Here is a 22,617-nt window from a genome sequence, read left to right as displayed (position 1 = left end):
TTCTGGAGGAGAACGGCATGCCGGAGAAAATCGAGCAGGACGCCATGGATGGCAGCCTGGAGCAGGAACTGGAGCGCGCGCGGCGCGAGCACGCGCTGATCGACGAGGAAAAACTGGGGATGGATGAACTGGAGGAAGAGCGCCTGAAGCATGATCTCCCGCCGCCGGCATCGACCATCCGGCCTTAGCGTGCCTGGCCGTGCCCCTGCCAGCCGGCATAGGCTTCCTTGAAACGCCGTGCCAGCCTTGACCATGCGTCGGGAGGCGCGCTGCACAGCTGCGCCATGCCCTTGGCGCTGCCGTAGTACAGAAAGGTGGGCGACAAAGCCAGGTCGAGCGCCAGTGCCTGTTTTTCCGCGTCGGTGGCGGGGAACCAGAATTCGCCGATGCCCTTCACGCCCATCGCTTCGAGCTGCGCACGGTCCAGCGCCCACATCTCGACGGGCGGGCAGCCGTCGTGCGTGGCTTCCCTGGGCGCAATCGTTTCTGTGCCGAAGTTGGCCTTGCGGTTGGCCAGGTAGCGCAGGTAGGCCTGGTAATTGTCCTGCCGTATGCCCAAGTCGCGGTAAAACGCCTGTTCGCGGCGCTGCGTGCGCTGGAATTGTTCGAGGCTGCCCATGTCGCCCCTGCTTTGAAACAGCCGGGCCGCATCGGTGGCCGGCACCAGGGTGACGGCGCCCTTGTCTTGGTAGATGGCGCGGATGTTGTGGATGCCGACGACGGAGCCGGGCAGCACGGTCTTGCGCGCGGCGGCGGGAAACAGGTAGTTGGCGCAGGCGGACAGGTAGCGCCCGTCGACGATCAGGTCCAGCTTCTTCGCGCGCAGGATGGCTGCGATATCCATGGCACTGTCGATATTGCCGCCATAGGAGTCGACGACGACGGCCTGTATGGGATAGCGCCCGCTAAGGTCCTTGACGGCCTGCGCCATGCCCACGTCGATGGTGCCGATCAGCACCAGTTCCATGCTTTCCTGCTCCACGCCAGTGATGCTCATATTCAGGTGGCGCAAGCCATTTTCCCGCATATGGTAGGGCGAATGGGGGTGGCCCCGTTGCGCGACCGAGCCGGGCGGCACGGCGTAGCCGGCGGCGCCTGCCGTGGTACTGGCCAGCGACAACAGCAGGACGGGAATGAAGGTTTTTATCGGTAAATAGTAGCAATAAAGATAATTGTTGCATAGTGTATATCTTATTTTTGGCATCGTTCCGGGCCTGGGCCACCATATCTTGCGCACGGGTGTTTCTTCGCTGCCGCCAGCGCTTATAATTCTTGCGATTCCACTCTGGTGCCCGGGCGTGCCGGACATGGCGCCGCATGCCGTGTCCCGGCCGGGCGACCGACTTTATAGACGAGAACCCATGCATATTCCACATCTGCGACTGATTTCTCTGGCGGCCCTGTCCGCCTTCCTGGGGCACGCCCCTGCCCAGGCCGCCACCATCTGCACCGCCATGGCCGACGCCAGGGCCGGCACCGTCCTGCTGCAGGAAGGCAACTGCATCGACCGCGTGACGCCTGCCTCCACCTTCAAGATCGCCCTGAGCCTGATGGGCTACGATGCCGGCTTCCTCAAGGATGAGCACAAGCCCCGGCTGCCGTTCCGCCCGGGTTATGTGGACTGGGGCGGCGAAGCCTGGCGCCAGGATACGGACCCGGCGCGCTGGATGCAGTATTCCGTCGTCTGGTATTCGCAGCAGATCACGCAGGCGCTGGGCGCCGAGCGTTTCCAGAAGTACACGCGGGCGCTCGGCTACGGCAATGCGGATGTCTCGGGTGACAAGGGCAAGGACAACAGCCTGGAGCGTTCGTGGATCAGCTCCTCGCTGAAAATTTCGCCGCTGGAGCAACTGGGCTTCCTGCGCAAGCTCGTCAATGACCAATTGCCTGTCAGCAAGCAGGCGATGGAGCAGACGCGCCGCTTGACGCGCCTGGCGGACGTGGGCGGCTGGCAGGTGCATGGCAAGACGGGCGCCGCCTTCCCGCGCAAGGCGGATGGCAGCTTCGACGAGGCGCATGGCTATGGCTGGTTCGTGGGCTGGGCCAGCAAGGGCGAGCGCACCATCGTCTTCGCGCGCCTGGTGCAGGATGAGCAGAAGGGCGCGCAATCGGCGGGCCTGCGCACGCGCGAGGCCATGCTGAAGGAGCTGCCGGCGCTGCTGGAGCAGGCGCAAAAGTGAGCCAGCCAGCCGTCACGGCCACTTTCATCGCCACGGATGGCGAATATCTGGAAGCTGTCATCGAGGTGGACGGCCAGCGCCTGCATGTGATGGACGAGTTCGGCGGCCCGCAGATGGCCGCCGGCACGCAGTTCCAGGCCGAACTGCGGCCCATGCCCGGCGAGGCCGACGACTGGGACGCCATCTTCGGCGCCAATCCCGGTGCCGAAAAGCGCTTGCAGCGCCTCGATGGCTGGCGCTACCTGGCGCTGGGCGTCGTCGTCAGCGTCGACCCCGTCGTCTGCGACTGCGGCCTGCTGCGGGTGGAAGATGCCTTCCGCACGCGCGACGAGCGCTGCGTGGGCGCCTACGTGGGCGTCACGCTGGCGCGGCTCGATGCCGGCATCGCCTAGCCGTGCAGCAAGAGGTCATGGACGAATTGATAGCCAAGCCGGATGCCGATGCAGAATATGGCAAAGGCGCTGGCGGCAAGCAGGAGGGCGCGGTATTGCTGGCGTTCGGACAGGGACGGCATGGCATTTCACACGGTGGACGGTGGGACGGCATGCGTGACAGCATACGCGATTGTTTCTTTCGAGGCAATAATATGGCTTTCCCCGAGGAACTACGTTACTAATTTCCAGCCAGCCACATTGCCCGCCCTATATACTTGCTGAAACGGATCATCCGGCATCAGACAAGGTTACAGGCATGGCATCAGGCATGGAGCAGTTTCAGGAAAAGGCACGGCAGGTATTGGCAAGGGCGCGCACGCATGCCCTGCGCGTGGCGGGCGTGGCATGGAGCAGGGCGGTGGCACTGTCCCGGCGCGGCCACGCTTATTTGATGACCCTGCCGCCCGTGCGGCGCGCGCTTGTGCTGGGCCTGTGGGCGTTGCTGGCCCTGCTGGCGCTGGTGCTGGCCTACATGCTGCTGCTGATTCCCCTGACGCCCAGCATCCACGACCTGCGCCAGGCGCGGGCCGCCGCACCCAGCACCATGGTCAGCGCCGATGGCAAGGAGCTGGTGCGCTTCGACCAGGGTTTGCAGGAGCGCGTCACCCTGCAGCAGATTTCGCCCAACGTGATCAGCGCGCTGATCGCCACGGAAGACCACCGTTTCTATGAGCATCACGGCATCGACTTCACGCGCACGGCCGGCGCCATCGTGCACAGCCTGCAGGGCAACGCCCAGGGCGGTTCCACCATCACGCAGCAGCTGGCGCGCAATATGTTCCCCGAGGAAATCGGGCGCTCGCGCAACCTGAACCGCAAGCTGAAGGAACTCATCACGGCGCTGAAGATCGAAGCCACCTACAGCAAGACGGAAATCCTGGAAGCCTACCTGAACACGGTGCCTTTCCTGTACAACACCTACGGCATCGAGATGGCGGCCCGCACGTATTTCGACAAGCCCGCGTCGCGCCTCGACATCCTGGAAAGCGCCACCCTGGTCGGCATGCTCAAGGGCACGAATTACTACAATCCCGTCGGCAATCCCGAGCGTTCCCTGCAGCGGCGCAATGTGGTGCTGGGCCAGATGCGCAAGCATGACGTCATCGACGAGGCGCGCTACAAACAGTTGATCAAGCGCCCGCTGCGCCTGCATTTCGAGCGGCAGAGCGAACGGGTGCAGTCCGACAGCCACTTCACGGCCTATGTGCGCAAGTGGCTGATCGACTGGGCCGACGAGAACGACTACAACCTGGAACGCGACGGCCTGGTGGTGCACACGACGCTGGACCACGACCTGCAGCAGGCGGCCGAGCGCGCCGTCGAACGCCAGGCGAATGCCTTGCAGGCCATCGCCGACGTGGAATGGAGCCGCGCCGGCGTGCCGTCGTCCACCTCGACGGGCATGTACGCGGGCATGCAGGCCGGCAGCGTGGCCTTCGATTACTTCTGGAAATCGCATCCGGCCTTGCTGGACGCCTTCGTGCGCGAGTCGGCCGACTACCGCAAGCTGACGGCGGCCGGCGGCACGCCGGACGAGGCGCTGGCGCAGCTGAAGGGCGACCGCGCCTTCATGGCGGCCCTGCGCAAGTCGAAGACGCGCCTGGAGGCGGGCTTTGCGGCCATGGACCCGGCCACGGGCGCCGTGCGCGCCTGGGTGGGCAGCCGCGACTTTGCGCGCGAGCAATTCGACCACGTGTCGCAGGCGGCGCGCCAGCCCGGCTCCACCTTCAAGCCCATCGTGTACGGCGCGGCGCTGGAAAAGGGCCTCAGTCCCGACCACGTCTACCGCGATGCCGTGATGGATATCAAGGCGGCCGACGGCACCAAATGGCGGCCGACGGACATGAGCGGCACGACGGGGCGCGACATGACCATGCGCGACGGCCTCGTCTACTCGAAAAACACGATCACGGCGCAGGTGATGCAGGACGTCGGCTTGCCGCCCATCATCAAACTGGCGCGCGCGCTGGGCATCCGCGACAGCAAGCTGGAAAAAGTGCCGTCCCTGGCGCTGGGCACCAGCCCCGTCACTTTATTGGAAATGGTCAACGCCTACGCCAGCATCGCGGCCCAGGGCGAGGCGCGCCTGCCCTTCGTCGTCACGCACATCACGGACCGCGAAGGCAAGACCATCGCCCGTTTCGGCGAAGACAAGCCCAAGCGCGCCATGCAGGCCGCGTCGGCCGCTACCCTGACGGACATGATGCGCGGCGTCATCGACCGCGGCACGGGCACGGCCATCCGCAGCCGCTTCGGCATCCGCTCCGACGTGGCCGGCAAGAGCGGCACGACGCAAAACAATGCGGACGGCTGGTTTATTTTGATGCACCCGGAACTGGTGGGCGGCGCCTGGGTCGGCTTCAACGACGCGCGCGTCACCATGCGCAGCAATTACTGGGGCCAGGGCGGCCACAACGCCGTGCTGGTGGTGGGCGACTTCTTCAAGACGGCGCTCGACACGGGCAAGATCGCGCGCGATGCCATCTTCCCCGGCGGCAAGCCACCGCCGCCGCTGCGCCACGTGGAGCCGGTCGAAGCGCCGCAGGATGAACCCGTGGAAGAGCCGGGCGATCTGCTGCCCGAAGGCGCGCCGCCGGCGCCGCTGGCCGTGCCGGCCGAAGGCGAGGGCGGGCAGGAAGCGCACGGCAAGGCGGTGCCGGAGCCGGTACCCGCCCCGGCGCCCGCACCGCAAGCGCTTCCTGCGCCTGCGCCAGCTGGCTGAGCAACGGGCGTGTCCCGTCCTGGCGCACCGCTTTTTCGGCGGATGGGCCAGGACGCCATGTGGCGGCCGGGCCGACGGTTGCGCAGCACCTGATATCCATTGCAAGGAAGAAAGATGATTCCACCCAAGCCCACCTTGCGCCTGATACTGGGCGACCAGCTCAATGCGCAGCACCGCTGGTTCACCGAAGTCGATGACGCCACCATCTATGTCCTGATGGAGGTGCGCCAGGAAACCGACTACGTGCTGCATCACGCACAGAAAATCCTCGCCGTCTTTGCCGCCATGCGCGACTTTGCGCGCCAGTTGCGCGCGGATGGCCACACCGTGCATTACATCGCCATCGGCGACGCGGCCAGCACGCGTTCGATACCGGAGAATATCGAAGCGCTGCTGCTCCAGTGTGACGCCGGCGCCGTCGAGTACCAGGCGCCCGACGAGTGGCGCCTCGACCAGCAGCTGTATGAGGCCGGGCGGCGCTCGCGCATCGCCTGGCTGATGGTCGACAGCGAGCATTTCTATACGGCCCGCCACGAGGCGGCCGATATTTTTGCCGGGCGCAAGCAATGGCTGATGGAGTTCTTCTACCGCCAGATGCGCACTGCGCACCAGGTGCTGATGGAAGACGCGAAAAAACCCGTCGGCGGCCAGTGGAACTTCGACCACGATAACCGCAAGCCCTGGCGCGGCACGCCCGCCGAGCCGCAAGACCCGCGCACCGTGCATGACCATACCCTGTTGTGGCACAGCATCGTCGCCGCGGGCGTACAAAGCTTCGGCGCGCCGCGCGCCGACCGGCTGCCATGGGCGCTGAACCGGGACGAGGCGTTGCAGCAGCTCGATGCCTTCATCGTGCATGCCTTGCCGCATTTTGGCGATTTCCAGGATGCCATGAGCAGCAAGGCCTGGCGCCTGTTTCATTCGCTGCTGTCGTTCGCGCTGAACGTGAAAATGCTCAACCCGCGCGAAGTCGTCGGCAGGGCGCAGGCAGCCTACCACGCCGGCCATGCGCCGCTGGCGGCGGTGGAAGGCTTCATCCGCCAGATACTGGGCTGGCGCGAATATGTGCGCGGCGTGTACTGGGCGCATATGCCCGGCTATGCGGAAAAGAATTTCTTTGGCCATGTGCGTCCGCTGCCCTCCTGGTTCTGGGACGGCAAGACGAAGATGCGTTGTTTGTCGCAGGCGATCACGCAGTCGCTGGAGCAGGCGCATGCGCACCACATCCAGCGCCTGATGCTGATCGGCAACTTCGCCTTATTGGCCGGCCTCGACCCGGCCGAAGTGCATGGCTGGTACCTGGGCGTGTATATCGATGCCTTCGAATGGGTGGAACTGCCCAATACCGTCGGCATGAGCCAGTTCGCCGATAGCGGCCTGCTGGCCACCAAGCCCTATGTTTCCAGCGCCGCGTATATCGACCGCATGGGCGATTATTGCAAGGGATGTCATTACGACAAGAAGGTGCGCATCGGCGAGAGCGCCTGTCCCTTCAACGCCCTGTACTGGGATTTTTTCCACCGCAATGCGGCCACGCTGGAGCGCAATCCCCGCATCGGCATGGCTTACCGCCAGCTGGAGAAAATGGATGAGGCCGCGATCGCCGCTTTCCGCCAGCAAGCGGCGACGATGCTGGCCAGGCTCGATGCATTGTAGCGCAGCGCGGCATGGCCCCCGCTGCCCGCAAGGTGGCGCGGTATCTGGAAGCACACGGCGCGCAATGTTTCGTGCTGTGCAAAAAAAGACCTATGTCCGGGAGGGAGCATGTATCTGAGCTGTATCAAGCACGTTCTCTTGGTTTCTCTTCTTGCTTGCTGCTGTGCTACTCATGCGCAAGAACTGATCGCGGTCGGTTCGCCAACGGGCTATATTGAGCTAGGTCAAGTCGTCAAGAGCTCTTCCCTGGTGGCGCGGGTGACGGTCGTGTCCGCGACGGTGGTGCCGCACGAGGATGCTGCGGATGGGAAACCCTGTGGCATTGTCTACCAGGCAAAAGTCGTGCAGGCATTGAAGGGCAGCCAGGACGGTGATGTGCAGTTTTTCCTGCCTGTGGAGACTTCTCCTCTCCAAGCGGGTCTCAAGTACCTGGTGTTCCTGGAACATCGAAGCGAGCGCCAGGCCAGAGACCTCTTTGCGTCCCTGAACGTGGCCTTGCCTTATGCAGAAAGCACGCGTTTGACCTGTAAATTTCCAGCGGGATATTACGTTTCCCTGCAGGCGGCCCCCCTGGCATTTGATGCAGATGCCGGGAGACAATTTGGTGGTGAGTGGCTGAGCCTGGGAAGAGGCGGGGTGCCATCGGGCCTCTTGCTTTGCGAAGTACCTGTAACCAATAGCGCTAACGTGGAAAGCCGGCACCATCGACGAAAAAAATCCGGCGGCGCGGTGGTCAGCTGGATGGAAATGGCCCGCCTGATCAAAAGGGCCGATAGCGTGTTGAGCTTCTTGCACAGGGGACTCGATGCCTGCAGCCAGTAAGCCGTGCCGCCGCCCGTTCCCGTCTCGGATTTAGGGCGTATTGCGCATCAGCCCCGCTTGCCGCACGAACACTTGCAGCGCGGGCATGGTCTGCTGGTGCAGCCCTTCCAGTTCCGTGCGCAATGTGGGTGTGATGGTCAGGCTGCCGTCGGCCTGGCGGTGCAGGGGCAGGCCCAGCGCCTGTGCCATTTCCACGGTGTAATTCGTAAAATTGCCATACGGCCGTTTGCCATCTACGGCCGGCGTGGGCCAACAGCCTTCGGCCAGATAATCCTCGGCGCTGCCCATGCCCAGCATCTCCAGCGACAGCCATGACTGCTGGCGCAGCAGTTGCAGGTGGCGGGTGGTAAATGTGAACGGCGCCTTGCCGTTGGCATAGCTGCCCGGTTTCAGATTTGCCATCTGCACGAAATGGGGCAGCAGCAACGCCGCTTCCATCAGGCGCTGCGCGGCCAGGGGCGCATCCTTGCTGGCAATGGCCTGCATGGCCAGCGCCAGGGTGTCGCCCGGACCCAGCGGCTGGGCCGGGTTGAGCATGGGCGCGCCGCTTTCCACGGGCGACCAGCCGATCCGGAACTGCCGTAGCAGGGCCAGGTGGTGCACGTTCAGCACCTCGGGTGGCGGCGCGTCGAGGGTGGCCAGGATGCGCCGGCGCACGGCGGCGGGCAGGGTGCCGCCGGCGGCGCGGGCCAAGGTGGGCGGGCACAGCAGGGCACCGGCAAGGCGCAGCAGCCGGCGCCGGAACGGCAGGGCAGGGATCAGCGATGGCATGGCAGCGGGCGCGTCAAGGTTTGGCCGTGTCCTGGCGCTGGAATTCGATGCGGTTTTCCTGGTAGTCCCACTTCGTGTAGGGGCCGAACACGCGCCGGTTTTCCTTGCTGTCCGCGTTCGACTGCTCGCGCTTCATGCGCCGCACGAGGGCGGTGTCGGCCAGCGGCGCGCTCGTGGGACCGAACACTTCGTGGCGCACGCTCTGCTTGGCGTCGGCGCCGCGCGAAATGATGGTGAGCTTGCGCGAGGCGGGATCGAAGTACAGGCGCATGGCGAAGGTGTTCATGTCCTGCAGGTACAGGCCCTCGTCGCGCCACTGGGCATAGAAATAGTCGCCGCAGACGGCCTTCGGCTCGCGTCTCCACTCGCAGGCAAGCAGGATCAGCAGGTGATGGTCGTCGAGTTGCTTGATCGACACACGGGCCTTGGAATAGCCCCAGGTGCTGGGCGGCACGGTCGTCGACGAGAGCAGATTGTATTCGCCCACGAGCTTGGGCATGGGGGCTTGCGCCGAGGCGTTGCCGCACAGGGTCAAGGCGGCTACCAGTGCGGCGCCGCGTATCCGGGAAAAGGTGGTCATGATTGCCATAAAGAAAAGTTGCCACATTATAGATGGCAACTTGCCAAGATGGCCGCGCGTTTGAACGGGCCGCCGGCGCTTACTTCAGCTTGCTCAATTCCGCCACGTCGATCCCGGCGACCTTGCCGTCCGTGGCGGCCACCAGGGCCAGGAAGTGGGGCGTCGCTTCATGCGCTCTCAAGGCGGCCGTGTCGGTCCACTCTTCCAGCATGATGAAACGGGTGGGGATCTTGTTGTCGACATGCAGCTCGTAGCGCAGGCAGGCACTTTCCGCGCGGCTGGGCGGCACGACGGCTTCCAGGGCGGCGCGCACGGCGTCGACATGGTGAGGTTGGGCATCGATGGTGGCGACGACGATCAGGGTCATGGTATTCCTTGTAAAGTGGTGGGGCGGATGCCGCCTGGCACATCCTGGACGCTCATGGCCGCCATGTCCAGCCTGGCAGCGCCGAAACAGTTTCCGGCGCTGCCGGAAAATCAAGCCGAACAGGCCGGGAAATTACCCAATTGGCAACGCGGTCGCGTCGCCCGCCCCGAACAGCTGCGCCATCGTCTGGCGCAGCCAGCGGTTCGACGCATCCTCGTGGTAGCGCTCGTGCCAGTGCTGCTTGACTGAAAAGCTGGGCAGCGCCACCGGCAGGGGCAGGATGCGGAACGCTTCGTGGTCCTGCATTTGCAGCGCGTAGCGGTACGGTACCGTGACGATGTACTCGGTTTCGGCGACGATGCGCGACACGCCCAGGAAGCTGGGCAGTTTCAGCACGATGCGCCGCTGCACGCCGGCCGCCGCCAGCACTTTTTCCACGATGGAATGCCCCGTGCCCGAGCTTTTCACTTCGATATGTCCCTCCTGCAGGAATTGCTCCACCGTGATGCTGTCGCGGATGCGCGGGTGCGCGCGCGCCACCAGGCAGACAAAGTGCTGGTCGAACAGTTTCTGCTGATAAAACCCCGATTCCAGGTGCGGCATGAAGCCCACGGCCAAGTCCACTTCGCCCCCTTCCAGGCGTCCGGGCGTGTCGGTGGCGATCTTCGACACGTCCAGCGTGATGCGTGGGCCGATCTGCTGCAGGTGGTTGAGCAGGGTGGGCAGCAGCACGATTTCGCTGATGTCCGTCATGCAGATGGCAAATTCGCGCGTGCTGGCGGCCGGGTCGAACACGGGCTGGTCGGCCAGCGCATGCTGCCAGGCGGCAATGGCGGCGCGCACGTCCTGCACGGCATTCTGCGCGCGCGGCGTCGGCTCCATGCCTTTCGAGGTGCGCGCGAACAGGCGGTCGCCGAAATGCGTGCGCAGCTTGCCCAGGCCGATGCTCACCGTCGATTGCGGCAAGCCCAGGTTTTCCGCCGCGCGCGTCACGTTGCGGCTCTTGTAGATCTCGTCAAAGATGAACAGCAGTTCGATATCGAAACGGGACATGGGGCCAGCCTTTCTAGCATTATTTAAAAATATGATTGTGGCTATTGTATTCCATCGCTTTACCAAATATTGACCTGTCGGCACACTGCTTGCCATACCAAGAGCACAGCAAACGTGCTGCGCGCAAGCACACAGATCAATTGGAGGAGAGAAATGGAAACTACGCAAAAGCCGTCGGTCCTGATCGTCGGTGGCGGCATCGGCGGCATGGCCGCCGCCCTGTCCCTGTCGCGTCTCGGCATGGCCGTCACCGTGCTGGAACAGGCAGCCACCCTGGGCGAAATCGGCGCCGGCATCCAGCTGGCGCCCAACGCCTTCGCCGCGCTCGATGCGCTGGGCGTGGGCGAGCGTACGCGCGCCAGGGCCGTGTTCACGGAACGCCTGGTGATGATGGACGCCGTCGACGGCGCCGAAGTGGGCACCTTCGTCGTCGACGCGGCCTTCCGCCAGCGCTTCAGCAATCCTTATGCCGTCATCCACCGCGCCGACATCCACGGCGCCATCCTCGACGCCGTGCGCACCTCGCCCCTGATCAGGTTTGTGACGTCGTCGCAGGTGACGGACGTGGCGGAAGACGACACGGGCGTCACCGTGGTCGACGCGGCGGGGCGCAGCTTCCGCGCCGACGCGCTGATCGGCTGCGACGGCGTCAAGTCCGTCATCCGCGAGCGCATCGTGGGCGACAAGGTCCGCGTCTCCGGCCACGTGGTGTACCGCGCCGTCGTGCCGGCCGCCGACATGCCGGCCGACCTGCGCTGGAACGCGCCCGTCGTCTGGGCCGGGCCGAACTGCCACCTCGTACACTACCCGCTGCGCAATGGCGAGCAATACAACCTGGTGGTGACTTTCCACAGCCGCGAGAAAGAGGAATGGAGCGTCACGGACGGCAGCAAGGAAGAAGTGCTGTCCTATTTCGACGGCATCGACGCGCAGCCGCGCCAGCTGCTGCACAAGCCGACCAGTTGGAAACGCTGGAGCACGGCCGACCGCGATCCCGTCGCCAACTGGAGCACGCGGCGCATGACCCTGCTGGGCGACTCGGCCCACCCGATGCTGCAATACCTGGCGCAGGGTGCCTGCATGGCGCTGGAAGACGCCGTGACCCTGGGCGAGGCCGTGCGCGCCTGCGGCTTCGACATGGCGGCCGCCTTCCAGCTGTATCAAACCTCGCGCATCGCCCGCACGGCCCGCGTCGTGCTGTCGGCGCGCGAAATGGGGCGCCTGTACCACGCCCAGGGCGTGGAACGCCTGGTGCGCAACGACCTGTGGCGCGGCCGCACGCCCGCGCAATTCTATGAGGCGCTGGCCTGGCTGTATGGCTGGACGGCGCAAACCTGCCTGGCCACCTCCCTGAAAGACGCAGCATGACTTCCCAGCAAACACCCGAACGCGAAGCCCTGTACCAGGCATTAAACGGCATGCACCTGTCGCCCCTGTGGCAGTCGCTGCACACGCTGGTGCCGCCCCATCCGACGGCGCCGTATGCGGCGGCCCTGTGGCGCTATGCGGACATCGCGCCGCAGCTGGCGCGCGCCGGCGAAGTGATCACGGCCCATGAAGCCGTGCGCCGCGTCCTCGTGCTGGAAAACCCGGCCTTGCCTGGCCGCTCGTCCATCACGCAATCGCTGTACGCGGGATTGCAACTGATCCTGCCCGGCGAAGTGGCGCCCTCGCACCGCCACAGCCAGTCCGCGCTGCGCTTCGTCGTGAGCGGGCAGGGCGCCTATACGACGGTGGCGGGCGAGCGCACCACCATGCACCCGGGCGACTTCATCATCACGCCATCGTGGACCTGGCATGACCATGGCAACCTGGGCGTCGACGGCGTCTGCGAGCCGGTCGTGTGGCTCGATGGCCTCGACATCCCCATGCTGCGCTATTTCGACTCCGGCTTCGCGGAAAACGACACGCAGGACAGCCAGAGCGTCAGCCGCCCGGAAGGCCAGAGCTTCGCCCGCTATGGCTACAACATGGCGCCCGTGAAGCAGCTGCACGAGGGCGCCACCTCGCCCATCTTCAACTACCCGTATGCCCGCTCGCGCGAGGCGCTGGACCTGCTGTCGCGCACGGACGCCCTCGACGACTGGCACGGCTACAAGCTCAAATATACGAATCCGCTGACGGGCGGCTCGCCCATGCCCACCATGGCCACCTTCCTGCAGCTGCTGCCCAAAGGTTTCAAGGGCAAGCGCGCGCGCAGCACGGACGGCACCGTCTACAGCGTCGTCGAAGGCCACGGCAAGGTGACGATAGGCGAGCAGGTGTTTGATTTCGCCCCGCGCGACACCTTCGTCGTGCCATCGTGGGCCTTGGTCTCCTTCGACTGCCCGCAGGACGACGTCGTGCTGTTCAGTTTTTCCGACCGCCCCGTGCAGCAAGCGATGGGCGTGCTGCGCGAGCAGTTCTTGACCGATTGAACCATTTTTTGCCCACCCCGTGAAGAGCCGGGGTCGGACCCTGAGGGTCCGACCCCAGTCCTTGCCTTGGGGTTAAGACCACTAACAGGAACCCACCATGACCAACTTCATTTTTGAACCCCAGGCCATCGCCGGCCTGCCCATCGTCGGCACCGACAGCCAGTTTCCCGTGCGCCGCATCTACTGCGTGGGCCGTAACTATGCCGCTCATGCGCGCGAAATGGGTTTCGACCCGGACCGCGAGCCGCCTTTCTTCTTTTGCAAGCCGAATGACGACAAGTCCGTCGTCTCCGTGCTGCCCGGCGTGGCGGCGACGGTGCCGTATCCGGCGCAGACGTCGAACTACCACCATGAAATCGAGCTGGTGGTCGCCATCGGCAAGGGCGGCAGCAATATCGCCCTGGAAGACGCGGCGTCGCACATCTTCGGCTACGGCGTGGGCCTGGACATGACGCGGCGCGACCTGCAGATGCGCATGCGCGAGCAGGGCCGTCCGTGGGAAATCGGCAAGGCCTTCGACTATTCGGCGCCCATCGGTGCGCTCACGCCCATCGCCAGCAGCGGCGAGATCACCACGGGCGCCATCGTGCTGGAAGTCGACGGCAAGGTCGTGCAGACGAGCGACCTGGCGCACCTGATCTGGTCCGTCAATGAAGTCATCGCCAACCTGTCGACCCTGTTCGAGCTGCAGCCGGGCGACATCATCATGACGGGCACGCCCGAAGGCGTGGGCGCCGTCACCGCCGGCCAGACCATGGACGCGCGCATCGCCGGTTTGACGCCGATCACCGTCGCCGTCAAGTAAGCAACACGGGGCCAGCGCGGCACAGACCGCGCAGCCCCAGCGAACAATAACAACGGAGACAAGACCATGACTACCCACGCCGGCACCGACGTCCAGCACTTCCTCGACAGCCACCCGTTTTCCCGCTACCAGAAGCTGATCCTCTGGCTATGCTTCCTCATCGTCGCCATCGACGGCTTCGACACGGCCTCGATCGGCTTCATCGCGCCCGCCATCCGCGCCGAGTGGGCTTTGTCCCCCGCCGCGCTGGCGCCCCTGTTCGGCGCCGGCCTGTTTGGCCTGATGGCGGGATCGTTCCTGTTCGGCCCCCTGGCGGACCGTTACGGCCGCCGTCCCGTGCTGATCGTCTCCGTGGCTTTTTTCGGCGCGGCCAGCCTGCTGTCGGCCTGGTCGACGGATTTGACCATGCTGCTGGTGCTGCGCTTCCTGACAGGGCTGGGCCTGGGCGGCGCCATGCCCACGTCGGTGACCATGACGTCCGAATACTGCCCGCAGCAGCGCCGTTCCGGCCTCGTGACCCTGATGTTCTGCGGCTTTACCATCGGTTCCGCGCTGGGCGGCCTGGCGTCGGCGCAGCTGCTGCACCTGATCGGCTGGCGCGGCGTGCTGATGCTGGGCGGCGCGTTGCCGCTGCTGCTGGTGCCCGTGCTGCTGCTGGCGCTGCCCGAATCGCTGCGCTGGCTCGTGCTCAAGGGCCGCGACGGCAGCCAGACCATCATGCGCCGCATCACGCCCACCCTGGACAGCCTGCCGCGTCTCGTCGTCAGCGACAAGAAACTGGCCGGCTCGCCGATGGCGGAACTGTTCCGCCCCGGCGTCATCGGCGGCACCTTGCTGCTGTGGTCCACGTTTTTCATGAGCCTGCTGATCATCTACCTGCTGTCGAGCTGGATGCCGACTTTGCTGAACGGCAATGGCCTGTCGCTGTCGAACGCCTCGCTGGTGACGATGATGTTCCAGGTGGGCGGCACGGTGGGGGCGATTTTGCTGGGCCGCTGGATGGACCGCCACAGCCCCCATAAGGTGCTGAGCCTTGCCTACCTGGCCGCCGCCGGCTGCATCGTCGTCGTGGCCCTGTCGGGCAGCAGCCTGGCCGTGTTGGTGCTGGCCGTCTTCGGCGTGGGCTTTGGCGTGAGCGGCTCGCAAGTGGGGGCCAATGCGCTGGCCGCCGCCTTTTATCCCACCTCCAGCCGCGCCACGGGCGTCAGCTGGGCCGCCGCCGTGGGCCGCAGCGGCTCCGTGCTCGGTTCCATGGCCGGCGGCCTGATGCTGACTTTGAAACTCGATAACGAAACCATCTTCTTCCTGCTGGCCATCCCCGCCGTGCTCGCGTCCCTGGCCTTGCTGGCCATGGGGCGCCTGATGCGCGCCCGCAGCGCGGCCAGCGCCGTTCCCGCCACCCTGACTGAAAGTACATTATGAAACTGCATGGCTATTACCGCAGCTCCGCATCCTACCGTGTGCGCATCGCGCTGAACCTGAAAAACCTGCATGCCGACACGGCCTATGTGCACCTGAGCCGCAACGGCGGCGAGCAGTTCACGCCAGATTTTTCCAGCCTGAACCCGCAGCAGCTGCTGCCCGTGCTGGAAACGGGCGGCGCCGTGCTGACGCAGTCGCTGGCCATCATCGAATACCTGGACGAGACGCGGCCTGGCATGGCCCTGCTGCCGCAGGACGCGCTGGGACGCGCCCGCGTGCGCCAACTGGCCATGGTGTGCGCCTGCGACATCCACCCGCTCAACAACCTGCGCGTCCTCAATTACCTGACGGGACCCCTGGCCCTGTCGCAGGAGCAGAAGAACGCCTGGTACCGGCACTGGACGCACCTGGGCCTGGCCGCGCTGGAGGCGGAACTGGCGGGCAGCGCGCACACGGGCCTGTTCTGCCATGGCGACACGCCCACCCTGGCCGATTGCTGCCTGGTGCCGCAGGTGTACAACGCGCGGCGCTTCCAGTGCGACCTGGCCGCGTACCCCACGATCCGCCGCATCGTGGCGCAGTGCGAGGCCCTGCCCGCGTTTCAGCAGGCGCACCCCGATGCGCAGCCGGACGCAGAGTAAAAAAATCTAAAAACAGCATCAGGAGACAAGTATGAGAAAAATCAACGCCATCACCGTGGCGCTGCTGGGGGCGTGCGCCCACGGCGCGTGCACCAGCGCCCAGGCGCAGAGTAGCATCACCGTGTACGGAGTGCTCGACAGTTCCGTGGCCTACACGACGAATGTCAATGCGGCCGGCGACAGCCTGGCCAAGATGCCGACCCTCACGGGTTCCTTGCCCTCGCGGCTGGGCTTCAAGGGCGTGGAAGACCTGGGCGGCGGCCTGCAAGCCATCTTTGCGCTGGAATCGGGCTTCGGCGTCGATACGGGCATCGCGGGGCAGGGCGGGCGCCTGTTCGGCCGCCAGTCGTGGGTGGGACTGAAAGGGCGCTACGGCAGCGTGATGCTGGGCCGGCAGATGAATATGTCGTTCTGGGCCACGCAAAAGTCCGACATCATGGGCCCGGCCCTGTTTTCCATCAGCAGCCTCGACCTATACCTGCCGAACGCGCGCAGCGACAACGCCATCGGCTACCTGGGCACGTTTTCCGGCGTGACGGTGGGCGCCACCTACAGCCCGGGGCGCGATGCCTCGGCGGCGGGCGGCCCGGCCGCCACGGGCTGCGCGGGCGAAGTGGCGGGCAATGCGAAGGCGTGCCGCCAGATCACCGCCTTGCTGGGCTACGACACGGCACGCTACGGCGCCACGGCCTCATACGACATCATGTACGGCAACGCGGGCGCCGCCAACGGCTTGACGTCGAGCCACCACTTCGACCGCCGCGTGATCGCCAGCGCCTACGCCATGGTTGATCAACTGAAAATCGGCGGCGGCATCATCGACCGCACGATCCGCGCCGCCACGGGCCCCGTCGACTCGCAGCTGCTGTACCTGGGCGCCGCGTATCCGCTGGCACCGGCGCTGGTGCTCGACGGCCAGGTCGCCCGGCTGGCCGTGAAGGACAGCCCGAACGACACCAACCTCGCCACCGCGCGCCTGACGTATCACCTGTCCAAACGCACGGCCATCTACGGCGCCATCGGCCGCATGGACAACGGCGGCGCGGCCGCCGTGGCGCTGGACGCGGGCGGCACGGTGGGCGCGGGCCGCACGCAGACTGGCGTGATGGCGGGCGTGCGCCACTTCTTTTAATTGCCCTGCATGTCGTGGCGGTAGCGCGCGGGCGGCAGCTCGAACTGGGTCCTGAAGAAGCGGGTAAACGCGCTCTGCGAGGAAAAGCCCAGGCGCTCGCCGATTTCCGCCACGCTCAAGGTGGTGTCGCGCAGCAGGCGGCGCGATTCGCGGCTCTTGGCGCGCAGCTCCAGCGCGCGAAACGAGGTGCGCTCCTGCTGCAGCTGGCGCTGCAGGGTCCAGCGGTTCATCGCCAGGCCGTCGCACAGGGCCGGCAGCAGCGAGGCGCCGTCGGCGTCCTCCTGCCGCCCCAGCAGGTCGATGATGGCCTGCTCCACGCGGGCGGAAAACAGCTGCGCGCCCTGCAGCTGCTGCAACTGCCCCTGCGCGTGCCGCAGCGCGTGCGGCGCCAGCGTGGGATTGAACTGGGCGAAGGGCCGGTCAAGGTCGGGCGCGTCGAACACCAGCGTATTGCGCGCCTGCCCGTAGCTGGCGCTGGCGCCGAAGCATTCCGAGATGGCGGACGCAAACCACGGCGCCTTGCCGCGGAAATGCGCCCGGAACGCCGTGGGCGCGCCTGTATCGTAGGCGCGCGCCACCAGCGACAGCATGCGGAAATTGGCCAGCGCCTGCATGGCGCCACCGGCCGGACAGAATTCGGACAGGTATTCGATCTCGATGCGCGTGCCGTTCTCGCTCATCAGCATGAAGTCGAATTCGCCGATCAGCCCCCGCAGGTGCAGCAGCTCGTGCAGCGCGCTGCGCAGGGTGGGGCAGTTGAAGCAGACGTGGGCGACGCCGGAAAAATGCGCGAACCACTGCGTCACGTCGAGGTCGAGGATGGCGCGCTGCGGCGGCAGCTGCTGGGCATAGGCCGTCATGCGGCGGTGCCGCTCGGCATTGATGCGGCCCCCCGGCTCGTCCAGCTGCGCCGGCGTGATGCCCGTGTGGCGGAAAAAGTCGGCGGGATCGTGGCCATCGGCCTGCAAGGCGCGCGCGCATTGCTGCGCAATCCGGTTCGAGACCGTGCGCGTGTCGGGTTTATGCAAGGCTGTCTCCTGCTTGTTGTAGTAATTTTTCACAAATATTAGCACTTTGTAGGAGATTGTTGGTTGTCGTGCCGCCTAACCAAAAATTGTTTTCGCCGGTATAAAACGCGTGCTGCGCGGTCAAGAAACTCACGGATTCTCACGCTATATTGTTTGCGGGGTGGCCTTGCCGCCACACCCGCTACCTACAATAAAATTGGGAGACATCCATGCATTGCACTATGAAACCGATGGCCCGCGTGGTCGCCGGCTGCGTCGCCACGCTTGCCCTGGCCGCCTGCGGCAACGATACCGTCAGCGAGGCATACACGCAGCCCGTGTTCGGCAGCACCACCTTCAATCTGGTCAAGGTCGACGGCTATACCTTCAAGGACATGAACCGCAACGGCAAGATCGACCCGTACGAGGACTGGCGCCTGTCGGCCGAGGCGCGCGCCGACGACCTGCTGTCGCGCATGACGCTCGACGAGAAGGCGGGCCTGATGATGCATGGCACGGCGCCCACCGTGTCCGATCCTTCCGGCATCGGCCTGGGCGGCGCGTATGACCTGGCGGCCCTGCAGGACCTGGTCGTCAAGCAGTACGTCAACACCTTCATCACGCGCATGGCGGGCGACACGGCCAATATGGCGGCCCAGTACAACAAGCTGCAGGCCCTGAGCGAAACCTCGCGCCATGGCATCCCGGTGTCGATCAGCACGGACCCGCGCCACCATTTCCAGTACACGGTGGGCGCCAGCGCCGGCATCAAGGGTTTCTCGCAGTGGCCGGAAACCCTGGGCCTGGCGGCCATCGGCGACGATGCGCTGGTACGCCGCTTCGGCGACATCGCGCGCCAGGAATACCTGGCCGTCGGCATCACGCAAGCCCTGTCGCCGCAGGCCGACCTGGCCACGGAACCGCGCTGGGCGCGCATCAACGGCACCTTTGGCGAAGATGCGGACCTGGCCAAGCGCATGGTGCAGCACTATATCGAGGGTTTTCAGGATGGCAACACGGGTCTGCATGACGGCAGCGTGGTGGCCGTCGTCAAGCATTGGGTGGGCTACGGCGCGACGAAAGAGGGCTTCGACGGCCACAATTACTATGGCCGCTACATGACCTATCCGGGCAACAACTTCGCTTATCACGTCAAGCCGTTCGAGGGCGCGTTCACGGCCAAGGCGGCTTCCGTCATGCCCACGTATGCCATGCCGGACGGTAATATCACCGTCGACGGCATCACCCTGGAGCAAGTGGGAGCAGGCTTCAGCAAGACCCTGCTGACGGACTTGCTGCGCGGAAAATACGGCTTCGAAGGCGTGATCCTGTCCGACTGGGGCATCACGTCCGACTGCGACGCCAACTGCCGCAACGGCACGGCGCCCGGTGTCGCGCCATCCTTCACCGGCTTCGGCACGCCGTGGGGCATGGAAGACGCCACCAAGGCCGAGCGTTACGTGAAGGCCGTCACGGCGGGGATGGACCAGTTTGGCGGCGTGACGGAAGCGCCGTACCTGACCCAGGCCGTGCAGCGGGGCCAGCTGACGGAAGCGCGCATCAACGCCTCGGCGCGGCGCATCCTGGTGCAGAAGTTCAAGCAGGGCCTGTTTGAGCATCCGTTCGTCGATGCGGCCAAGGCGGCTGCCACGGTGGGCAAGGCGGACTTCGTCGAGGCGGGCCTGGACGCGCAGCGCCGTTCGCTGGTGCTGCTGGAAAACAAGGACAAGGTGCTGCCGCTGGCGGCCACGGTGAAGAAGGTCTATCTCTACGGCATCGATGCGGCCGTGGCGAAACAGTATGGCTACACGGTGGTGGCCACGCCGCAGGAGGCGGACGTGGCCCTGCTGCGCGTGGCCGCGCCGTATGAAACCCTGCACCCGAACTACATCTTCGGCAGCATGCAGCACGAGGGGCGCCTCGATTACGTGGACGGCAACGCCGACTACGAGGCGATCAAGAACGCGGCGAAATTCGCGCCGAAGACGGTGGTCACCGTGTACCTGGACCGCCCGGCCATCCTCGCCAACGTGCAGGACAAGGCCAGCGCGATTCTCGCCAACTTCGGCGTGAGCGACGGCGCGCTGTTCGATGTCCTGACGGGCAAGGCCAAGCCGCAAGGCAAGCTGCCGTTCGAGCTGCCCTCGTCGATGGCCGAGGTGCTGGTGCAGAAATCGGACGTGCCGTATGACACGGCGCATCCGCTGTACAAGTTCGGCTACGGACTGGCCTACTGAATGGCCGTTGTCGTCAACGAACGGTAATCCATCTGCGCTCCTGCACGGAGCGCAGCGCGGCGGCTATCAGGCGGTCCACTTCGTAGCCGTCGCGGAAGGTGGGCCACACCGGCTGGCCGCCGGCGATGGCCTGCAGGAAGTCGCGCGCCTCGATGACGATGGTGTCGTTATAGCCCGTGCCGTGCCCCGCGCCCTGGGAAAAGGCGAGGAAGTCGGGGTGGGCAGGCCCCATCAGCAGGCGCTGGAAGCCCTGGCGCTGCGCCGGGCGGCCGGCGTCGTACAGCCACAGTTCATTCTGGTTTTCCTGATCAAACGCAATGGCGCCTTTCGTCCCCGTGATGCGGTAGGTGTAGCCCATCTTGCGCCCGGCCGCCACGCGACTGAAGGTCAGCGCCCCGAGCGCGCCGCTGGCAAAGCGCAGCATCAGGTTCCCCTGGTCGTCGTTGTCCACCGCTTCCATGCCATGCGGGCCGTCGCGCCGCGCATGCACGGTATGCATGTCGGCCACCAGCGCATCGACGGGGCCGGCCAGGCGCAGGGCCAGGTTGAGCAGGTGCGAGCCGACGTCGGCCAGCGCGCCGGCGCGCGTTGCCGTCGCTTCCCGCGTGCGCCACGAGGCGGGCGCGCGCGGGTCGTGCAGGTAGTCTTCCACGTGTTCGGCGGCGACGTGGATGATCTCGCCGATTTCGCCGGACTCGATAATCTGCCGCGCCAGCTGGCTGGCCGGCGTGCGGATGTAGTTATAGCCGACCATGTTGGCCACGCCCGCGCTTTCCGCCGCCTGCGCCAGCTGCAGCGATTCGGCGGCGGAAAAGCCCAGCGGCTTTTCGCAAAACACGGGCTTGCCCAGGGCCAGCGCCGCCAGCACGATGTCCTTGTGCGTGGCTGGCGGGGTGGCGACGATGACGGCGCCGATGGCGGGATCATTGACCAGCGCGCGCCAGTCGCCCGTGGACCTGTTCCAGCCCAGTTCCCGCGCGCTGCGGGCCGCGCCTTCGTCGCTGCTGGTGCTGATGCACTCGCACACGGGATTCAGGGACGCGGGAAAGATGCTGCGCACGGTTTTGTAGGCGATGGTGTGGGCCTTGCCCATGTAGCCGGCGCCGATCAGGCCGATGTTGATATCTTGCATAGGGAGTCTCCGTAGGTGTCGCGCGTTGGGGGATTCAGGCTTGCTGGCGCCAGGCGTGGCTGTCCAGGGCGTCCGCAAGGCGCGCCGGTGGCCAGTCCTGTTCCAGCGCCTGCAGCATGATCTGCTGCTGCGTGGGCGGCGCCATGCCGTCCATGGGCTGGTCGCGATCGAGGTTGCAGGGGAAGGCATAGCCTTCGGCGCAGGCGGCGATCGCGTGCCGGGCACCGTCGGCGGGCAGGACGCCGCGCGCCCGCAGCGTCTGCAGGGCCGGATACAGCGCGGCGCTCATGGCGCGCCGGTCCAGCGCTTCCATGGCGCGCCCGAACGGCGACGATACTTGCAGCAGGTTGGCCATGCGGCGGATGTCGGTCGAGCGGTTATGTCCTGCCGCGTGGAACAGGGCGGGGTTGAAGAACACGGCATCGCCCCTGGATAGCGGCAGCTGCACGCAATGCTGCGCGAAATAGTCGCGGAAAGGCCGCTGCTGCCAGGCGAGAAAGCCGGCGCGATAGCGCTGCGAGCCGGGCAGGTACAGCGTGGGACCCGATTCGAGCGGCATGTCGCAGTGGGCGACGGCGCCCTGCAAGGTCAATAGCGCGGACATCTGGTGCACGGGCGCGGGGTAGGCGGCGCAGGCGCAGGCGCTCTGGAAGCCCAGGTGGAAGTCGCGGTGCGGCGCCTGGGCGGCGCCGCCCGGATTGACGACGTTCACCTGCGCCGTCATCTGGTAGGCGGGACCCAGCCAGGATTCGGCGATCCACGCGAAGACGGGGTTGGCGTAATAGCGGGCGAATGCCTCGGGGGCGCGCAGGCACAGTTTCTGCTGGGCGTTCCAGATGCGGTCATTCGCTCCCGGCTTGGCGAAATGGTCGCCGCCCGCCTGGCCGCTGGCATGCTGTCCGGCGATCAGGTCGCGAAACACGCCATTTACCTGTTCCAGCGTCTGCATGTCGGTGACGGTGCGCTGGAGCACGATGACGCCCGGGCCATCCATCAATGCCTTGCCCCATTCGGCCTGCAGCGCGCGCAGTGAATGCGGAGCGCCAGCCAGGGCGCGCACGGCGTCGCAGTCGTAGACGAGGATGTTTTCTTCCACTGAAGCGGCGTGGGGATAATCGGCCAGCGCCGTGCGCTCGCTGACGGTGGCGATAAAGTCTTGCAGGTCGCAGTCTTGCTGCGACAGCCAGAAGGGGGCGGGCGGGGCGGCGTCTGTGGTGGGCATGCGGTGTCTCCTGATTT

General features: G+C 65.8%; 22 protein-coding genes. 14 read left to right on the top strand and 8 right to left on the bottom strand.

Annotated features, from left to right (window positions below; translation table 11 throughout):
* The first annotated feature begins 17 nt into the window (after positions 1–17).
* Positions 18–188 carry a hypothetical protein gene (locus AC07VL_RS13845; RefSeq protein WP_494806386.1) on the top strand — a complete coding sequence of 57 codons (171 nt, stop codon included), beginning with the start codon at positions 18–20 and terminating at the stop codon, positions 186–188.
* Here the strand turns inward: AC07VL_RS13845 and AC07VL_RS13840 are convergent.
* Positions 185–1,012: a hypothetical protein gene (locus AC07VL_RS13840; RefSeq protein WP_494806385.1), complete on the bottom strand. Its 828-nt coding sequence runs from the start codon at positions 1,010–1,012 to the stop codon at positions 185–187. The genes AC07VL_RS13845 and AC07VL_RS13840 overlap by 4 nt on opposite strands.
* A 349-nt stretch (positions 1,013–1,361) precedes the next feature.
* On the opposite strand from AC07VL_RS13840, the gene blaOXA reads away from it, so the two are divergent.
* The 6 genes from blaOXA (at position 1,362) to AC07VL_RS13810 (ending at position 7,814) form a co-directional block, all read left to right on the top strand.
* Positions 1,362–2,180, top strand: a complete 819-nt coding sequence (gene blaOXA / locus AC07VL_RS13835) for a class D beta-lactamase (protein ID WP_494806384.1) — start codon at positions 1,362–1,364, stop codon at positions 2,178–2,180.
* Positions 2,177–2,572: a hypothetical protein gene (locus tag AC07VL_RS13830; RefSeq protein ID WP_494806383.1), complete on the top strand. Its 396-nt coding sequence runs from the start codon at positions 2,177–2,179 to the stop codon at positions 2,570–2,572. The genes blaOXA and AC07VL_RS13830 overlap by 4 nt, the downstream gene beginning before the upstream one ends.
* Before the next feature lie 17 nt (positions 2,573–2,589).
* Positions 2,590–2,796 (top strand): hypothetical protein, encoded by a 207-nt coding sequence (locus tag AC07VL_RS13825; RefSeq protein ID WP_494806382.1) that lies wholly within the window; start codon positions 2,590–2,592, stop codon positions 2,794–2,796.
* 86 nt (positions 2,797–2,882) lie between these two features.
* Positions 2,883–5,336, top strand: a complete 2,454-nt coding sequence (locus tag AC07VL_RS13820; RefSeq protein WP_494806381.1) for a penicillin-binding protein 1A — start codon at positions 2,883–2,885, stop codon at positions 5,334–5,336.
* A 114-nt stretch (positions 5,337–5,450) separates the two neighbouring features.
* Entirely contained in the window at positions 5,451–6,992 is a 1,542-nt protein-coding gene (locus AC07VL_RS13815) for a cryptochrome/photolyase family protein (protein ID WP_494806380.1), read from the top strand.
* 108 nt (positions 6,993–7,100) lie between these two features.
* On the top strand, positions 7,101–7,814 hold the full coding sequence (locus AC07VL_RS13810; protein WP_494806379.1) for a hypothetical protein: 714 nt from the start codon (positions 7,101–7,103) through the stop codon (positions 7,812–7,814).
* A gap of 30 nt (positions 7,815–7,844) precedes the next feature.
* On the opposite strand, the gene AC07VL_RS13805 is transcribed toward AC07VL_RS13810, so the two are convergent.
* The 4 genes from AC07VL_RS13805 to AC07VL_RS13790 all read right to left on the bottom strand — a co-directional run bounded on the left by AC07VL_RS13805 (position 7,845) and on the right by AC07VL_RS13790 (position 10,585).
* On the bottom strand, positions 7,845–8,585 hold the full coding sequence (locus AC07VL_RS13805) for a hypothetical protein (protein WP_494806378.1): 741 nt from the start codon (positions 8,583–8,585) through the stop codon (positions 7,845–7,847).
* Positions 8,586–8,598: 13 nt separating this feature from the next.
* Entirely contained in the window at positions 8,599–9,165 is a 567-nt protein-coding gene (locus AC07VL_RS13800) for a hypothetical protein (RefSeq protein WP_494806377.1), read from the bottom strand.
* Positions 9,166–9,244: 79 nt separating this feature from the next.
* Complete coding sequence (locus AC07VL_RS13795) at positions 9,245–9,532, bottom strand: putative quinol monooxygenase (RefSeq protein WP_494806376.1); 288 nt, start codon at positions 9,530–9,532, stop codon at positions 9,245–9,247.
* 132 nt (positions 9,533–9,664) lie between these two features.
* A complete protein-coding gene (locus AC07VL_RS13790) occupies positions 9,665–10,585 on the bottom strand; it encodes a LysR family transcriptional regulator (protein ID WP_494806375.1) in 921 nt (306 codons plus the stop codon).
* 153 nt (positions 10,586–10,738) lie between these two features.
* Here AC07VL_RS13790 and AC07VL_RS13785 point away from each other — a divergent pair, with 153 nt between their 5' ends.
* The 6 genes from AC07VL_RS13785 to AC07VL_RS13760 all read left to right on the top strand — a co-directional run bounded on the left by AC07VL_RS13785 (position 10,739) and on the right by AC07VL_RS13760 (position 17,002).
* Positions 10,739–11,953 carry a 3-hydroxybenzoate 6-monooxygenase gene (locus AC07VL_RS13785; protein ID WP_494806374.1) on the top strand — a complete coding sequence of 405 codons (1,215 nt, stop codon included), beginning with the start codon at positions 10,739–10,741 and terminating at the stop codon, positions 11,951–11,953.
* Positions 11,950–13,002, top strand: a complete 1,053-nt coding sequence (gene gtdA, locus AC07VL_RS13780) for a gentisate 1,2-dioxygenase (RefSeq protein WP_494806373.1) — start codon at positions 11,950–11,952, stop codon at positions 13,000–13,002. Before AC07VL_RS13785 ends, gtdA begins: the two co-directional genes overlap by 4 nt.
* Positions 13,003–13,099: 97 nt before the next feature.
* Complete coding sequence (locus AC07VL_RS13775; protein ID WP_494806372.1) at positions 13,100–13,807, top strand: fumarylacetoacetate hydrolase family protein; 708 nt, start codon at positions 13,100–13,102, stop codon at positions 13,805–13,807.
* A gap of 66 nt (positions 13,808–13,873) precedes the next feature.
* On the top strand, positions 13,874–15,229 hold the full coding sequence (locus AC07VL_RS13770) for an MFS transporter (protein WP_494806371.1): 1,356 nt from the start codon (positions 13,874–13,876) through the stop codon (positions 15,227–15,229).
* Positions 15,226–15,870, top strand: a complete 645-nt coding sequence (maiA, locus tag AC07VL_RS13765) for a maleylacetoacetate isomerase (protein WP_494806370.1) — start codon at positions 15,226–15,228, stop codon at positions 15,868–15,870. The genes AC07VL_RS13770 and maiA overlap by 4 nt, the downstream gene beginning before the upstream one ends.
* A 31-nt stretch (positions 15,871–15,901) precedes the next feature.
* The gene (locus tag AC07VL_RS13760; RefSeq protein WP_494806369.1) at positions 15,902–17,002 is read left to right on the top strand and encodes a porin; all 1,101 of its coding nucleotides are present in this window, start codon (positions 15,902–15,904) and stop codon (positions 17,000–17,002) included.
* On the opposite strand, the gene AC07VL_RS13755 is transcribed toward AC07VL_RS13760, so the two are convergent.
* Positions 16,999–18,030, bottom strand: a complete 1,032-nt coding sequence (locus AC07VL_RS13755; RefSeq protein WP_494806368.1) for a helix-turn-helix transcriptional regulator — start codon at positions 18,028–18,030, stop codon at positions 16,999–17,001. The two genes, AC07VL_RS13760 and AC07VL_RS13755, sit on opposite strands and share 4 nt — an antisense overlap.
* 209 nt (positions 18,031–18,239) lie before the next feature.
* Here AC07VL_RS13755 and AC07VL_RS13750 point away from each other — a divergent pair, with 209 nt between their 5' ends.
* Positions 18,240–20,246, top strand: a complete 2,007-nt coding sequence (locus AC07VL_RS13750; RefSeq protein ID WP_494806367.1) for a glycoside hydrolase family 3 protein — start codon at positions 18,240–18,242, stop codon at positions 20,244–20,246.
* Positions 20,247–20,259: 13 nt separating this feature from the next.
* Here the strand turns inward: AC07VL_RS13750 and AC07VL_RS13745 are convergent, their stop codons facing one another.
* Positions 20,260–21,378, bottom strand: coding sequence for a Gfo/Idh/MocA family protein (locus tag AC07VL_RS13745; RefSeq protein WP_494806366.1), 1,119 nt, complete (start codon positions 21,376–21,378; stop codon positions 20,260–20,262).
* A gap of 34 nt (positions 21,379–21,412) precedes the next feature.
* Positions 21,413–22,600, bottom strand: a complete 1,188-nt coding sequence (locus AC07VL_RS13740; protein WP_494806365.1) for a phytanoyl-CoA dioxygenase family protein — start codon at positions 22,598–22,600, stop codon at positions 21,413–21,415.
* Positions 22,601–22,617 lie beyond the last annotated feature (17 nt).

It is taken from the genome of Janthinobacterium sp. GW821-FHT03C08 (genome assembly GCF_059420905.1).
Note: the sequence above shows the minus strand (reverse complement) of the source record. Positions and strands in the feature narration are given on the sequence as shown.